The organism is Pseudoalteromonas sp. (assembly GCF_036960685.1).
GTDB lineage: Bacteria > Pseudomonadota > Gammaproteobacteria > Enterobacterales > Alteromonadaceae > Pseudoalteromonas.
In genome coordinates, this window is the sequence record NZ_JBALXK010000001.1 from 393,409 (window position 1) to 409,506 (window position 16,098).

A 16,098-nucleotide genomic window follows, 5' to 3' on the forward strand; every position below is an offset into this window, starting at 1 on the left:
CTCCGACTTTATTAATTTTCCTTAATGCCGTCGGTTTTAAAAACAAATAAGCCGTGCATAGAGCACGGCTTATTCACATTACGATGACGCTTTTTGATGAGTATGCGCAGCGGCAACAAACCCTTCAAACAACGGATGACCATCGCGTGGTGTTGAGGTGAATTCCGGGTGGAATTGAGCCGCAATAAACCACGGGTGATCTTTATTCTCGATAATTTCAACTAGCTTTTTATCTTCCGATAAACCAGTGAAACTTAAGCCAGCTTGCTCAAGCTTTTCAACAAAATTATTGTTTACTTCGTAACGATGACGATGACGCTCAACAATCTCGTCACTACCATATACTTCACGTACTTTAGAGCCTGGAGTTAAATGACATTTTTGTGCGCCTAAACGCATTGTGCCACCTAAATCAGATTTCTCACTACGTGTTTCAATATTACCTTCAGCATCTAACCACTCAGTGATCAAACCAACAACAGGGCTTGCTGAGTTAGCATTAAACTCTGTTGAATTTGCATCGGTCAAACCGGCAACATTACGTGCGTACTCAATTAGCGCAACTTGCATTCCTAAACAAATACCAAGGTAAGGCACTTTATTTTCGCGAGCATATTGAGCAGCTAAAATTTTACCTTCAACGCCACGGCCACCAAAGCCGCCTGGTACTAAAATAGCATCAAGGTTAGCAAGTAGTTCAGTGCCTTTACTTTCTACATCTTGCGAATCAACATATTGAATGTTAACTGTTAAACGGTTTTTAAGACCTGCATGTTTAAGTGCTTCGTTTACAGATTTATACGCATCTGGTAATTCAATGTATTTACCAACCATACCAATGGTCACTTCGCCCGTAGGGTTTGACTCTTGGTATAACACTTGTTCCCATTCAACCAAATCGGCTTCTGGGGCGTCAAGGTGGAAACGACGACATACAAAGTTATCTAGCTCTTGCGATTTTAATAACGCAGGAATTTTATAAATGCTGTCTACATCTGGTAATGAAATAACCGCTTTTTCTTCAACGTTAGTGAAAAGAGCAATCTTCGCACGTTCGTTGTTTGGTAATTTACGATCTGAACGACAAATAAGAATGTCTGGCTGAATACCAATTGAGCGTAATTCTTTTACAGAATGCTGAGTTGGTTTAGTTTTCACTTCGCCCGCAGGGCCTAAGAATGGCACTAACGTTAAGTGAATAAACAATGCGCGCTCACGGCCAATCTCTGTGCCTAGCTGACGAATTGCTTCTAAGAATGGTTGTGACTCAATATCACCAACCGTGCCACCAATTTCAACGATTGCCACATCATGGCCTTCAGCACCGTCATAAACACGTTGCTTAATATCGTTGGTAATATGTGGAATTACCTGAATTGTTGCACCAAGGTACTCACCACGACGTTCACGACGTAGCACATCTTCATATACACGACCTTGTGTGAAGTTGTTACGGCTTGTCATTTTGGTACGGATGAAACGTTCATAGTGACCTAAATCAAGGTCAGTTTCAGCACCGTCTTCGGTGACAAATACTTCACCATGTTGAATTGGGCTCATTGTGCCTGGGTCAACGTTGATATAAGGATCCAGCTTTAAAATGGTAACATTTAAACCGCGGGCCTCTAAAATAGCTGCCAACGATGCTGCTGCAATACCTTTACCCAACGAGGAAACAACCCCGCCGGTAACGAAGATAAATTTTGTACTCATGCGAACCCTAGAATATCAGGAATTAAAAGGAAAAATATAGAATCAAGACGGGGCGAAATTATAGCAAAGGCACTGCCATCAATCCAGTGAAAGTTAGCAATTCTCTGCACAAAAAACGCACTCAGAGTCCATCCTTATTTACACTGGCTTTTTTATCGCTTCCCATGCGGCGTCCATTTGCTCGAGTGTTGCGCTATCCAGTGATTGTCCTCGCTCGGTTAAATACGCTTGAACTTTTTCAAAGCGCACTGAAAATTTATCATTTGCAGCGCGTAATAGTTGCTCTGGATCACGCTTAATATGTCGAGCAACATTCACCGTCGCAAACAACAAATCGCCCACTTCTTCGGCGCTATGTGCTGAATGTGGATCAACCGCGAGCGCTTCTTTTACTTCATCAACTTCTTCGGCCACTTTATCTAATGCACCATGATAACTTGGCCAATCAAAGCCTAACCCTGCAACTCGCTGCTGAATTTTTTTGGCTTTACTTAAACTCGGCAAGTTTGCTGGTATATCTTGCCATAGTGATGGGGTGGCATTAGCGGCTTTTTCTTTACGTTCTTGCGCCTTTATAGCTTGCCATTGCTGAGCTATTTGCTCATCGGTTAAACTCTGTTGCTTTGCAAAAACATGCGGATGACGCCTTATTAACTTATCATTAAGCCCTTGCACAACATCATGAAAATCGAACAAACCTTGCTCTTGAGCCAATTGCGCATAAAAAATCACTTGAAACAGTAAATCACCAAGCTCAGTTTTTAATTCAGAAAAGTCACCTTGTTCTATACAGTCGGCAACTTCATAGGCTTCTTCAATGGTATGCGGCACTATGGATTTAAAGTCTTGCTTTACGTCCCAAGGGCAACCCGTTTTAGGGTCGCGTAACTTAGCCATAATAGTCAATAACTCAGATAATGCATTTTGCTGATTCATTTTACCCTCTAATGGCTGCGCTTGGCTTCATGTACACCTTCAATTTGATGCAACTTTGATAGTAGTCGATTGGTACTTGATAAATCATGCACTTCAACTTGCATAGTAAATAGCGCTAATTGACGGTCGTCCACGGTTTCCATATTCATATTCAGCACATTGACCTTTTCGTTTGCCAGTACGGAACTGATATCGCGAATAAGCCCTGCTCTATCGCTGGCTTCGATTTTAATCGCTAACGCATACGAGCCGTTAATTTCGTCTGACCAACTAACTGCAACGACACGTTCAGGGTGCTGCGACTTTAAGTTATTAAATGAATCACAATCATCACGGTGCACGGCAATACCGCGTCCTTGGGTGATATAGCCGATGATCTGCTCACCAGGTACTGGGCGGCAACATTTAGCCACGTGACTCATTAAACTACCTACCCCATCAACCACGATACCGTTTTTATCGCCGCTGCTTTTGGTTGGGTTTTTAAAGCGGATCACAGGCTCGTCATCAGAGCGATCCGTTATAAAATTAAGCAATTGATTTAAGCGCACATCGCCTGCGCCAATCGCGACCATTAAGTCATCAAGCTCTTTAAAGTTATAACGCGAAATAGCCGGCTCTAAATGCTTGTAGGTAAGATCGAGTTTCTGTAATTCGGTATCAAGAATTTCTTTCCCGGCGCTGAGGTTTTTATCACGGTCGAGTTGTTTAAACCAATGATGTATTTTCGCTCTCGCTCGCGATGACTTAATGTAACCCAACGATGGGTTTAACCAGTCACGACTCGGATTTGGCTGTTTTTGCGTTAAAATTTCAACCTGATCACCAGTATGCAATTGATGAGTAAATGGCACTATTTTGCCAAATACTTTGGCGCCAATACAGCGGTGCCCTACATTTGAGTGAATGTAATAGGCAAAATCCAGTGGCGTTGCGCCCAGTGGTAAATCAAAGATGTCGCCACGGGGGGTAAAAATATAAACTCTGTCTTCAACAACTTGATTTTTTAGTTCTTCGGCTAAATCACTGCCATCAACCACTTCTTCTTGCCATTGCAGTAATTTACGTAACCAGCTAATTTTTTGCTCATAGCCAGAACCACGCCCTGGCAGCGCACCTTCTTTATACATCCAGTGCGCAGCCACACCAAGCTCTGCATCTTGGTGCATGGCATGAGTGCGTATTTGAATTTCAACGGTTTTGCCTTCTGGACCAAACACCACAGTGTGAATAGATTGGTAGCCATTTTGTTTAGGGGTGGCAATATAATCATCAAATTCTTTATTAAGATGGCGCCAATTTGTGTGCACGATACCCAGCGCGCCGTAACAATCTTGCAATTCATCTACCACAATACGCATGGCACGAATATCAAACAGCTGATCAAACTCGTAATTTTTTTGCGCCATTTTTTTATAAATGCTGTAGATATGCTTTGGTCGGCCATAGACCTCACCTTTGATACCTGCTTGAGCAAGTTTATTTTTAACTTGTTCAACCATATCGACCATATAGGCTTCACGACCGAGTCGCTTGTCATCTAACTGCTTAGCAATGTTTTTATAAACATCTGGGTGGAGGTAACGAAACGCTAAATCTTCCAACTCCCACTTTAATTGACCAATTCCTAAACGGTTAGCGAGGGGGGCAAAAATATCGGCGGTTTCTTTTGCCGCAATAACGCGCTCTTCTTCACTGGCGTTTTTAACGTCCCGTAAATGGCATACTTGTTGGGCAAGTTTGATCACAACTGCACGAACATCCTCGACCATAGCTAATAACATACGGCGGATATTATCTACTTGAACGCTGCCTGTGCCTTGATGAGCTAAGGTGCTAATAGTCGCCATTTGCGCAACACCGGTTAATAGAGTTGCCACATGACTACCCATCACCTCTGTGACTTTTTCAATATCAATCAGATCAGCTAAAAAGCATGGCGTAATATACGCTGTTGCTAAGGTATCTGCATCAAGGTTCATTTCCACCAAAATTTCGACCATTTCCATGGCGATATTTTGTTGCTGATGATTGTGCAGCTCTGCGCAAAGGGTAAACGCTTTAGTTAATAACTCGCATTTTTCTTGCGTTAAGTTCAGTAAACCAAGTCGTGTGCTGAAATCACCCGGTTTGTCGTGCTGGTGTGATTGCCGAGTAGCTACCATAATGCGCTCTACCTCCTTTGAAATAACGCCATTGTTTCAATATGCCCGGTATGTGGGAACATATTCATTAGCCCAATTTTTTCAAGTGAAAATGCTGCTTGCGTAATAATTGCGCTGTCACGGGCTAAAGTCACAGGATCGCAAGAAACATATAAAATCGTTTTAAATTGCTTAAGAGGCAGTTGCTCTAAAATAGCGAGTGCGCCAGTACGTGAAGGATCGAGTACTAATATATCCAATTCTTTACTAAACCACGGCGCTTGCTGCATGTTTTGTGTTAAATCAAAACAATGAAAATGAGCATTGGCTATGTGGTTAGTTTGCGCATTTTGCGTTGCCATTGCAACCGCAGAAGCAACACCTTCGACACCAACAACAGTTTTTGCATTGTTTGCCAGCGCTAACGAGAAGTTGCCGATGCCACAAAATAAATCTAGCACTTGCTCGTCCCCATTTAAGTTAAGCCAATCAACCGCTTGAGATAACATAGCCTGATTAACCTGCGCATTTACCTGAATAAAGTTTTCCAAGCCAAATTCAAACTTTAAACCTAGTTCAGGTAATTGATAAAATGGCATCGCTACATGATCGTGATTAATGTGTTGCGTTTCACCCTGCCATATTATTTGCCACTTATAAGTTAACCCTAGTGCTGCAATGGTATTTTTTAATTTATCAGTAATGGTTTTAGTATGGCGGATCACCACATAATTTTGTTCATCCGCCTGGCATAATTGTATATGGCTGATACTACGAAGTTCATTATATTGATTTAACAGGTCATCAAATACAGTGAAGATATCCGTAAACGCGTCACTTAATACCGCACAGTGTTGCACGCTTACTATTTGTTTAGATCCTTGAGCACGATAGCCTACGCGCATTTTTTTCGCGGTTTTATCAAACATCACGGCCAAACGTGCACTGCGACGATAATGTGTTGACTCACTCAATAACGGAGTTTGCCAGTTCATTGCATCAAGCTTTGCAAACTTGGCAAACAACTGGCTCACCGCCAATTGCTTTTCCACTAATTGTTGATCAAGGCGTAAATGTTGTAATTGGCAACCTCCGCATTGTTGATAGTACTCGCAAAATGGTTTTACTCTGGCATCACTGGGCTGTTCAACTTTTACTGTTTTGGCAGCGCTGTAACGGGCTTTATCTTCGGTTAATTTGGCTTTTACTATTTCACCCGTTAGTGCACCACTGACAAAGCACACTTTATTATTGTGTTTGGCAATGCCTCGACCTTGATGATCCATGCCGGTAATGGCTAACGTTAACGATTGCCCTGAAAGGGTTTTCTTTTTTGCTTGGAAAAACTGCGCCATCGGGCAACACCTTAAATATTGATTCTACGAGGGTGATTGATTACTAGCTTATAAGTATATACTCTTTAACTAACTAATAATGATAACAACGTTCACTTATGACTAAACTTGGTTTGCGCGACTCAGTTTTAACGCTAACACTCATTCCCACAGTGATTATCGGATTACTTCTTGGCGGCTATTTTACAATAAATCGTTACATTGAGCTTGATGAAATTTTATATCAGCAAGGGTCGACTATTTCTGAGCCACTTTCAATCGCCATTGAGCAGCCATTATTAGCAAAAAATAAGCAACTGCTAAACCGCTTGATAAGCCACGCGCACAATAAGCACTCACCCGCGATCAAAACCATCGCTATTTTTGACGAGCATAATGAGCTGGTACTCACCAGTAATTATCACCGTGACTTTGATAATTTACTGCATAATGAGCACTTACAAGTTGGAAAAAATACTAAAGTACTTACCAGTGAGCATCTGATTACCTTTTTCACGCCAATCATCAACCACTCTACCCCAGATGCGCAGTGGAACAACGCCGCCTTTCAAACATCTCTTGGAACTGTGGTTATTCAGCTTAATAAAGATCAAGCCATTATTGGTCAACAACAAGCATTATTAGTCAGCGGTATTGTGATTATTTTGGCCCTAGTATTGGCCGCGTTCTTAGCTATTCGGTTGAGTTACATGTTTTTGAACCCGCTTAATAAGTTAGTACTCGCTACCGATAAGTTAATCGAAGGGAAAAGGGATACAGGCCTAACAGCACCTATGATGGGAGAGTTTGAGTTATTGCGTCAAGGTCTTAACACCATTTCTGATACTATGGTGATGCAAAAAGATGAAATGCAAAAGCATATCGATCAAGCTACCAGTGATCTACGCGAATCATTAGAACTGTACGAAACGCAAAATATTCAGCTCAGCATTGCTAAAACCGACGCTCAAGATGCCAACCGAGTAAAATCTGACTTTTTGGCAAAAATGAGTCACGAACTGCGCACGCCACTCAACGGTGTTATCGGCTTTACCCGACAATTACATAAAACACCGCTAAATAAACACCAAAAAGATTACCTCGATACCATCGAGCTCTCAGCAAATAGTTTAATGACTATCATCAGTGATATTTTAGATTTCTCTAAACTTGAAGCGGGCGCCATGGAGCTTGAATCGATCCAGTTTCAACTTCGCGATACCATCAATGAAGTACTTACTTTACTTGCCCCTAGTGCACATGAGAAACAGCTAGAGCTATCAATTTATATTAATGCGCAAGTGCCAGATAATATTACAGGCGATCCAACACGCTTTAAACAAGTGCTGATCAACCTGATCAGCAATGCAATTAAATTCACCGAAAAAGGCGCTATTAAAATTGATGTAGGCCATCGCTTACTTGATGAAGAACGCACCTCTATTTTGGTGTCAGTGACAGACACCGGTGTTGGTATTCCAATGGATAAACAAGATGCCTTGTTCACCCCATTTGGCCAAGCAGACTCCAGTATTACGCGTAAGTTTGGTGGCACAGGGTTAGGCCTTATAATCACTAAACACATTGTTGAAAACATGGGTGGTCGCATTACCTTAAACTCGGCGCCAGGCAGTGGTACCTGCTTTACATTTAACAGTGTTTTTAGATTGCCAAATCATACTTATACCAGTGACCTACCTAGTAAATCTTTGGCGAATAAGCGTATTTTATACCTAGAGCCGCATGAACATACCCACCATGCAGTGCTCTCTTTACTGACCGAATGGCAAACTCAAGTTACTGCTTGCTTTGATCAAGAAAGCTTTTTACTAGAACTCAATAAAGAGTTTAACTACGATATTTGCATTATTGGTCATGTCGCTGCTGTTGATGAAATGCAGCGATTAAAAAGCTATATCAAAGCAGTGCGCGAATCTACCGACTACCTTTATTTAATGCTCAATTCGGTGTCTCATAATATGCGTGAAGCCTATATTGGCTGCGGCGCTGATGCTTGTTTAAGTAAACCGCTTAACCACCGTAAACTCTGTGAAGTGTTGGCTGCACCGTACCGACTTGATCACCCTGTGCATAATATTGAAGAAAATGACGAGAAACTATTGCCGCTAAAAGTATTAGTCGTTGATGATAATGATGCCAATTTAAAGTTGATCTGCACCTTACTGGAAGAGCAAATTGAAGCCATTGATACGGCTCACAATGGTTCACAGGCCTATAGCTTGAGTAAGAGCCATAAGTACGACATTATTTTTATGGATATTCAGATGCCAATCATGGACGGTATTACCGCCTGTAAATTGATCCGTGAATCATCGTTAAACGAAGATACCCCTATTATTGCCGTTACAGCTCATGCCTTAGCGGGCGAAAAAGAACAGCTTATTAAAGATGGTTTTAGAGGTTATTTAACCAAACCCATTGATGAGGACATGCTGAAACAAATTATTAGTGATCATAGCCCTCAGTCACCAATCAGACGTGACAAAAGTCGTAATGATTTAGTGGCTCTTGAGCCACCATTTACCAGCACCTCATTGGATTGGCCTTTAGCACTGCAACGTGCCGGTGGTAAAAACGAGCTAGCACTCGAAATGCTCAATATGTTGTTACTGAGCGTGCCTGAAACCTTACGCCTGCTTGATGAAGCAACCGATAACCAAGATTGTGAACACCTTTTAAGTATTATTCATAAATTTCATGGCGCCTGTTGCTATACCGGTGTGCCGAAGCTAAAAGCCCTTGCAGAGGCATTAGAAACCGCATTAAAAGGCGATTGTGATTTAAGTTATATTGAGCCTGAATTATTTGAGTTACAAGACGAGCTGAGTAATCTAATGACCGATGCTGGTTTGGCTGAGCCTTAACGGCACTGGCGCTCAAGTGCTTGGCCCGATTTTAAGCTGCTGATCTGCCATGTTACAGTGGCATTTTGTTGCACCAGTGCGACCTTAGCAATATCACTAACCATGTAATCGCCCGGCACATTTAGCCTTGTTAAGTTGCTCGATAAAGGCTGCTGACAATACGGGCCGGTATCACCGTGGATCACCAAAACAGGTTTTTTAACCTTATTCGCAAATTCATGTAATGCATCTCTATAAACTTTAAAACCATCACACGCTTGCGGCCGTTCAGCACTGCATGCTGGTTGATCGGTTTTATGTGTGTAAATATCTGCTTGAAAAGCGATTACATACCCTGTCGCTGATGGGTCTGCTTGTGCTAACCACCGTAGGTTATTTGCGTCTCTTGCATCAGCTTGTTGATAAGCCAGCTGTTTATCACTGTTAAGTATTTGCCTGCGACCATTATGCGTGCCAGCAATATGCAGCGTCATAAACTCCACATCTGCGAATTGCCAACGGGCATTTTCTATCATGCTTGCTTGGCGCTGAAATTTTTCCAACTGTTTGGCTTTTTCAAGATAGCTGCTATCGTACATCAGACTTTTTAAAAATACTAAGCGCTCTAATTCATCATAGCGAGGCGTTAAATTCTTTCGGTCGCAATCTGTCCATTCATTATCACCTGGGGTGTAAATAAAGGGCTTATGAGTTAACGACGTTAGCAGTTGCTTATTTTTCGTCAGCAGCTCATTGGTGCACGGCTCAGCCCCTGGTTTAATGTCTCCTACATGGAGTAAAAAAGCATGTTCAGTGGTGGTTATTTTACTGCCTAAAACTCCCACCGGCGCTAAATTGATTTCATCTATTGGGGTGTATGGCATATCCCCCATCACCAAAAATGCGTTACTAGTCAACGCCCAGCTTAAGCTGATCAGGCCCATCATGATATCCTTACTCACACATAATAAAACGACTATATTAAGCTCTCATAGTAGCAATAAAATGAACACTTAAATAAACGGCTTTTTTTTATCAAGCTTGCTAAAATGGCAACATAGTTACAGCAGAATTAGTTGATCATGTCTTTTTCCACCACATATACTTTAGATAAACCTTATTTTTACGAATGTTTTGATGAATCACTGCCTTATAGTGCTCAAGCAAAACCCAAATACGCACTGTTAATATTGTTGGTTAGTTTAGGGCTGATCGCAATCTATGCGATGAATAAACATTATTTAGGTAATTTTTTGATTTTGGCTGCTGTGCTCGAATGCGTGGCATTTTATTATCGCAGGCCTTGGTGGGTCACTCGCCAAATGCTCAGTCGTGCATCGGGTTCAGAAGCGACTTTAAGTATAGATAAAGAAGGCTTTAAGAGTGTTAACCCACATAAGAGTTATCAACTGGCGTGGCAAGATATCGATGAAGTAATTTTTACTCCCCGCGGTATTATTTTAAAAAGCCGCCGCGGTATGCAGTATATTTCAAATAGCGTACTGAACGATGAAATTATCGAATACATAAAAAAAAGAGCCACTAAATAGTGGCTCTTTCATATCAATTAAATTGATTAAGCGTTGCCCGGATTCGGGTTAGACTTTTCAGCTTGAATACGCATGTAAATTTCTTCACGGTGTACTGAAACGTCTTTAGGTGCATTAACACCAATACGTACTTGATTTCCTTTAACACCTAGTACAGTGACAGTTACTTCATCACCAATCATTAGGGTTTCACCTACTCGACGAGTTAGTATTAGCATTCTCTTGCTCCCGTATTCCAATAAATTAAAAGATTCCGCGTTTGTATCTTAAAGAAAATAAAGCTTAAAAGTAAGTAAAAACTCTAAATCGATTCATTTTCTGTTAAAAAAACTCTTTGTAATGCGCCTATTGCCAATTTTAAGTCTGTTTCATCTATTCAAATGAACAGTTTAATATCAAATATTAATTCAATAGCTGTTTACGTTAATCTATAAAACATACTTGCAGCGCTAAGTTGTGATCTCGTACTCACTGCTATAATAAATTTTAGCCTGCTGAGTAACCACCAGAAATCTTTCTACACTTAATATAATGGTGATTTACCCTCAATACTTCAAGTCGCTGCTAAAAATCTTTATAGGTACTATAAAGCATAGTCTATTTTTCAAAGTTATGATTAATCTTAACTACTTGGACGCTATGATCAGCAAAAAGTTTCAATATAAATAGCAGTGATGCGCCCCCAAAGGATAATTCATAACCTAGGGCAAGTTCTTCGTATTGTAGGAAAGGTCAATTGGCAATAAAAGATGCGGTAATGTGTATTTAGAAAGGTATGCCGTTTTAGCTATAAATTTAGGATGTGACTTAGCTGTTAAAGCAGATTTAGGATAAACCCCTTAGGGGCTCAATTGAGCCTCCCAAGGTGTTAAATCAACTTTACGTACTGAGCTCTTAAGTACGCTCAGTTAACCAAGCTGTTACACTATCAAGCGCAGCGCTTAAGTTTTGCGGCTCTGAGCCACCGGCTTGGGCCATATCTGGGCGACCACCGCCTTTACCGCCAACTTGCGATGCCATGAAGTTAACCAGCTCACCCGCTTTAACTTTACCAGTTAAGTCTTTAGTAACACCGGCAATTAAGCTTACTTTGTCGCCATCGGCTACGCCTAGCGCAATCACACCAGAGCCAATCTTGTTTTTAAGATCATCAACCATACCACGTAAGGCTTTTGATTCTGTGCCTTCAACATTAGCAACCAATAGTTTAACACCATTGATTTCAACTACTGAATCAAGCAATGAAGCGCCCGCTGCACTTGCTAGCTTATCGTTAAGCTGAGCTATTTGCTTTTCTAAACCTTTTGATTTTTCAAGTAAGGCGGTTACTTTTTCAAGTACTGATGCGCTGTCGCCTTTCACTAGCGCCGCAACGTCATTTAAGTGTTGTTCTTGCTCACTAACGTAGGCAATCGCATCTGCGCCTGTTACGGCTTCAATACGGCGTACACCGGCTGCTATACCGCTCTCTGATACAATTTTAAATAAGCCAATATCACCCGCACGATTTACGTGAGTACCACCACATAGCTCGATAGAGTAATCACCAATGGTCACTACCCGGACTTCGTCATCGTATTTTTCACCAAATAACGCCATAGCGCCTTTTTCTTTGGCGGCATCGATTGCCATCAACTCAGTATTTAGGGCAAAGTTACGACGAATTTCGTCATTCACAACTCGCTCAATTTCACGTAGTTCAGCTTTAGTCACGGCTTCAAAATGTGAGAAGTCAAAACGTAAACGCTCTGGATCTACCAATGAACCTTTTTGCGATACATGCTCACCTAATAATTGGCGCAGTGCTTCGTGAAGAATATGCGTTGCGGTATGGTTCTTTTTAACGCGGTCACGGCGCGCATCATCGATGCTCGCTTCTACTTTATCATTTACACCAATTCGGCCCATTACAGTACCGTGATGTGCAAACGCGTTACCTAGTTTAGTGGTATTGGTTACGTTAAACTCGCCACCGGCTACTGTTAATGTGCCCGTATCACCAACTTGACCACCCGATTCTGCATAAAATGGTGTACGGTCAAGTACAACAATACCTTGTTGGCCATCTTCTAATACTGATACAGCTTCGCCTTGGGCGAACATTTCAATCACAGTGCCACTATATTGTGTTGCATCGTAACCTTTAAAATCAGTGTGTTTATCTGATTTTAATTGTTGATTGTAATCTGCACCAAATTTACCTGCTTGCTGCGCTGTTTTACGCTGCACAGCCATGCACTCTTGGAAGCCTTGCTCATCAATTGTCATAAAGCGCTCACGCGCTACATCAGCAGTTAAATCAGCCGGGAAACCGTAAGTATCATAAAGTTTGAAAACTAATTCACCAGGGATCACATCACCTGTTAAATCAGTTAGGCTTTCTTCTAAAATAGTTAAACCACGCTCAAGCGTTTTACCAAATTGCTCTTCTTCAATGCGCAGCACTTTTTCAATGATTTCTTGCTGTTTTGCAAGCTCAGGATACGCTTGACCCATTTGCTCGATTAACGCAGCAACTAACTTATAGAAGAACGAACCTTGTGCGCCAAGCTTATTACCGTGGCGAACTGCACGGCGAATAATACGACGCAGGACATAACCACGGCCTTCATTTGATGGCATCACCCCATCAGAAATTAAAAACGCACATGAACGAATATGATCCGCCACTACGCGCAGTGATTTATCATCCATGTCTTGTGCATTGGTAATTTCTGCTGCGGCTTTGATCAAGCCTTGGAATAAATCGATTTCGTAGTTTGAATGCACGCCTTGTAAAATAGCGGAAATACGCTCAAGACCCATACCTGTATCAACAGACTGCTTAGGAAGTGGTTCCATAGTACCGTCGCTTTGACGGTTATATTGCATAAATACCAGGTTCCAGATTTCAATGAAACGATCGCCATCTTCTTCTGGTGAGCCTGGAGGACCACCCCAAATATGTTCGCCATGGTCATAAAAGATTTCAGAGCACGGACCGCATGGGCCAGTGTCACCCATTGACCAAAAGTTATCAGAGGTCGCAATTCGGATAATACGCTCTTCAGGCAAACCAATGTCGTTAGCCCAATAACCAAATGCTTCTTCATCATCATGGTAAATCGTCACTAATAGCTTTTCTTTAGGCAGCTTTACTACGTCAGTTAAGAATTCCCACGCAAACTTAATCGCGTCTTGCTTAAAGTAATCACCAAAGCTGAAGTTACCTAACATTTCAAAAAATGTATGGTGACGCGCCGTATAGCCCACGTTTTCTAAATCGTTATGCTTACCACCGGCACGCACACAACGTTGTGAGCTAGTTGCGCGGTTATAAGGGCGACTTTCTGCGCCTAAAAATACATCTTTAAATTGCACCATGCCGGCGTTATTAAATAATAACGTCGCATCGTTACCCGGAATAAGCGAGCTTGATGGAACAATTTGGTGTTGTTTAGAGGCAAAAAAGTCTAAAAACTGTTGCCTGATCTGTGCGGTAGTCATGTGCTGCATGTGAACGTCTCACCCATTTTTACTGTGCTTGCATTGCAAAATCAATTTGTTCGTAACTGAACCCTCGATACATTAAGTAGCGCACGCGCTTAGCTTTTTCTTTCTGATCGAAGTCGTCCTGTGAATTTGAATATTTCTTTAAATACGCATCCTGCGCTAATTGAAACCAGTCTATCTCGAATGATTCAATGACACTTTCTAATAGTGTTCGGTCAATCCTTTTCGCCATAGCTTCACTTTGTATACGTTTTAAGCCATGTTTTTTAGCAATATGACGACGTACAAACCCTTCAATATAGCGCTGCTCATTAATAAAATTGTGCTCTTCGCACCAATCTAATAGAACCTCTATAAATTCCGGCGTCGCCTCTTTTTGCTGTAATTTTTGCGTTAACTCTCGGCGCGAATACTCTTGTCGACCAAGTAACCAAAGCACATAATTTTTTAACTTTTTTTGTAATGCTTCATCCATTTCATCAGCCATTATGCGTCAAAACGACCGCTATCATCATTATGCTGCGGCGATACAGGCTTAGTATCAGCAGGCGGCACAACCGGCATAAAAATAGCTTGGTAAGAAACAAAAAAGCTAATGTAACAAATCGGCATTAAAACCAACAGTGGTAAGAATGATAAGAACATTGAAAACATCATCAATACAGCTGCAATAGCGCCATATACACTCAGTGGTGCCATATTATGATAAAACACCATGAATGAGCTTTTTAGCACCTCAAAAATACGTTTTTGTTGATTAAAGTAAACTAACGGCACAGCATAAGAAAAAGCCGTTAAATACACCGATAAGGCAATTAAAAACAGTGCCACGTTTGCCATTGAAATACTATCAACCACTCGCTGTAAAGCAATGTTAGGGTCAACATTTGGATTACTCATTATCTCAATCGCTTCGGAAAATAAGCCTCCGGCCAATAACGCCATTAACACACCTGCCGCCATTTGATACAGAGCTAAGCGCAACAACCCTAGGCGATTTCCCTTAGCCGTAAACGGCTTTAAGATATCCGCCAGCATAATTTTGCCACCTTGCTGCTTAGTGATCACCGCTTGATAAAACCCTGCGGTTAAAAACGGGGTGGCTAAGGCTGCTATAATTTGTAAAAAAGGTAGAAATAGCGACAGCAAACCAATTATGCCGATAAATAAATGCATAAAAATAAAGGTAAAAGGCTGAGTTTTAAAAATAAGCCACCCAGCTTTAAACCACTTCAGCCCTGCATCGGCCTTAAATACTCGTAATTCAATTGACATACTTGCTCTTAATTAACAACAAAACACGCCGAGTATAACTCGGCGTTGGATCTGATTACATAGACGACCGCGTAAAATTACGGTTTTTTAATCTTCTTTATATCTAACATATGCGCACCATGCTTAATTTTCGTCTCTAGGTACGCTTTATTGCCCGCTAATCCGGCTTTGATATGTGCATGCGTGCCAATCACTGAATCAACTTCAATACCCGCATCTTTTAGGGCATTTAGTTTTTTAGGATTGTTAGTCATAAGTTTTACATGAGTGAGCCCCATCGCTTCTAGCATCAATACGGCGTCAGAAAAATCACGTAAGTCATCAGCAAAACCTAAATGATTATTTGCTTCGTAGGTATTCATACCTTGTGACTGCAATACATAGGCATCAATTTTGTTATACAAGCCAATACCACGCCCTTCTTGGCGTAAATAAAGTAAAATACCACCTTGTTCATGCATCATCTCAATGCATTCGTTAAGTTGTTCACCACAGTCACAACGTGATGAGTGGAAAACATCGCCGGTTAAACACTCTGAATGCATGCGAATAAGCGGCACAGACTGCTCGCTATCCGCATTATTAAATACCAAAGCTACATGCTCTTGGCCATCTTTTAAACCGCTGAATGACACGATCTCTGCGGGTATATCACTGTTTTTGCCAACATTAAGCTGGACTCTAGCTCTTACTTGCGCCACGACAAATCCAAATTTTAAAAATAATGCGATACTGAAAATGTGATAATATCACAAAAGCAACTTACATTGAAAATAATACAACACCGCAA

General features: G+C 41.4%; 12 protein-coding genes. 2 read left to right on the forward strand and 10 right to left on the reverse strand.

The genetic code is table 11. The annotated features are described in order from the left end of the window. Positions 1-78: 78 nt before the first annotated feature. From V7783_RS01835 to rlmD, 4 genes are all read right to left on the reverse strand, one after another. On the reverse strand, positions 79-1,713 hold the full coding sequence (locus V7783_RS01835) for a CTP synthase (RefSeq protein ID WP_210795425.1): 1,635 nt from the start codon (positions 1,711-1,713) through the stop codon (positions 79-81). A 138-nt stretch (positions 1,714-1,851) separates the two neighbouring features. After that, positions 1,852-2,649, reverse strand: a complete 798-nt coding sequence (gene mazG, locus V7783_RS01840; RefSeq protein ID WP_335677273.1) for a nucleoside triphosphate pyrophosphohydrolase — start codon at positions 2,647-2,649, stop codon at positions 1,852-1,854. An 8-nt stretch (positions 2,650-2,657) separates the two neighbouring features. Then, the gene (gene relA, locus V7783_RS01845) at positions 2,658-4,814 is read right to left on the reverse strand and encodes a GTP diphosphokinase (RefSeq protein ID WP_335677274.1); all 2,157 of its coding nucleotides are present in this window, start codon (positions 4,812-4,814) and stop codon (positions 2,658-2,660) included. An 8-nt stretch (positions 4,815-4,822) separates the two neighbouring features. Then, positions 4,823-6,148: a 23S rRNA (uracil(1939)-C(5))-methyltransferase RlmD gene (rlmD, locus tag V7783_RS01850; protein WP_335677275.1), complete on the reverse strand. Its 1,326-nt coding sequence runs from the start codon at positions 6,146-6,148 to the stop codon at positions 4,823-4,825. 98 nt (positions 6,149-6,246) lie between these two features. Between rlmD and barA the strand changes: the two genes are divergently transcribed. Then, positions 6,247-9,012, forward strand: coding sequence for a two-component sensor histidine kinase BarA (gene barA, locus V7783_RS01855; RefSeq protein ID WP_335677276.1), 2,766 nt, complete (start codon positions 6,247-6,249; stop codon positions 9,010-9,012). On the opposite strand, the gene V7783_RS01860 is transcribed toward barA, so the two are convergent. Beyond that, positions 9,009-9,938 (reverse strand): hypothetical protein, encoded by a 930-nt coding sequence (locus V7783_RS01860; protein ID WP_335677277.1) that lies wholly within the window; start codon positions 9,936-9,938, stop codon positions 9,009-9,011. The two genes, barA and V7783_RS01860, sit on opposite strands and share 4 nt — an antisense overlap. A 135-nt stretch (positions 9,939-10,073) precedes the next feature. Between V7783_RS01860 and V7783_RS01865 the strand changes: the two genes are divergently transcribed. Next, positions 10,074-10,541: a YcxB family protein gene (locus tag V7783_RS01865; protein WP_335677278.1), complete on the forward strand. Its 468-nt coding sequence runs from the start codon at positions 10,074-10,076 to the stop codon at positions 10,539-10,541. A gap of 26 nt (positions 10,542-10,567) precedes the next feature. On the opposite strand, the gene csrA is transcribed toward V7783_RS01865, so the two are convergent. From csrA to V7783_RS01890, 5 genes are all read right to left on the reverse strand, one after another. Next, positions 10,568-10,759 carry a carbon storage regulator CsrA gene (gene csrA / locus V7783_RS01870; RefSeq protein WP_004587515.1) on the reverse strand — a complete coding sequence of 64 codons (192 nt, stop codon included), beginning with the start codon at positions 10,757-10,759 and terminating at the stop codon, positions 10,568-10,570. A gap of 676 nt (positions 10,760-11,435) precedes the next feature. Then, positions 11,436-14,036, reverse strand: a complete 2,601-nt coding sequence (gene alaS / locus V7783_RS01875; RefSeq protein WP_335677279.1) for an alanine--tRNA ligase — start codon at positions 14,034-14,036, stop codon at positions 11,436-11,438. A 19-nt stretch (positions 14,037-14,055) separates the two neighbouring features. Beyond that, positions 14,056-14,508 (reverse strand): regulatory protein RecX, encoded by a 453-nt coding sequence (locus V7783_RS01880; RefSeq protein WP_064666631.1) that lies wholly within the window; start codon positions 14,506-14,508, stop codon positions 14,056-14,058. A gap of 11 nt (positions 14,509-14,519) precedes the next feature. Continuing rightward, a complete protein-coding gene (locus V7783_RS01885; protein WP_064666455.1) occupies positions 14,520-15,308 on the reverse strand; it encodes a BPSS1780 family membrane protein in 789 nt (262 codons plus the stop codon). Between the two features lie 77 nt (positions 15,309-15,385). Next, complete coding sequence (locus V7783_RS01890) at positions 15,386-16,009, reverse strand: GTP cyclohydrolase II (RefSeq protein WP_064666454.1); 624 nt, start codon at positions 16,007-16,009, stop codon at positions 15,386-15,388. Positions 16,010-16,098: the final 89 nt, after the last annotated feature.

Coding starts and splice junctions, on each gene's coding strand:
- V7783_RS01835 (WP_210795425.1), bottom strand. CDS start 1,713: ATGAGTACAAAATTTATCTTCGTTACCGGCGGGGTTGTTTCCTCGTTG.
- mazG (WP_335677273.1), bottom strand. CDS start 2,649: ATGAATCAGCAAAATGCATTATCTGAGTTATTGACTATTATGGCTAAG.
- relA (WP_335677274.1), bottom strand. CDS start 4,814: ATGGTAGCTACTCGGCAATCACACCAGCACGACAAACCGGGTGATTTC.
- rlmD (WP_335677275.1), bottom strand. CDS start 6,148: ATGGCGCAGTTTTTCCAAGCAAAAAAGAAAACCCTTTCAGGGCAATCG.
- barA (WP_335677276.1), top strand. CDS start 6,247: ATGACTAAACTTGGTTTGCGCGACTCAGTTTTAACGCTAACACTCATT.
- V7783_RS01860 (WP_335677277.1), bottom strand. CDS start 9,938: ATGATGGGCCTGATCAGCTTAAGCTGGGCGTTGACTAGTAACGCATTT.
- V7783_RS01865 (WP_335677278.1), top strand. CDS start 10,074: ATGTCTTTTTCCACCACATATACTTTAGATAAACCTTATTTTTACGAA.
- csrA (WP_004587515.1), bottom strand. CDS start 10,759: ATGCTAATACTAACTCGTCGAGTAGGTGAAACCCTAATGATTGGTGAT.
- alaS (WP_335677279.1), bottom strand. CDS start 14,036: ATGCAGCACATGACTACCGCACAGATCAGGCAACAGTTTTTAGACTTT.
- V7783_RS01880 (WP_064666631.1), bottom strand. CDS start 14,508: ATGGATGAAGCATTACAAAAAAAGTTAAAAAATTATGTGCTTTGGTTA.
- V7783_RS01885 (WP_064666455.1), bottom strand. CDS start 15,308: ATGTCAATTGAATTACGAGTATTTAAGGCCGATGCAGGGCTGAAGTGG.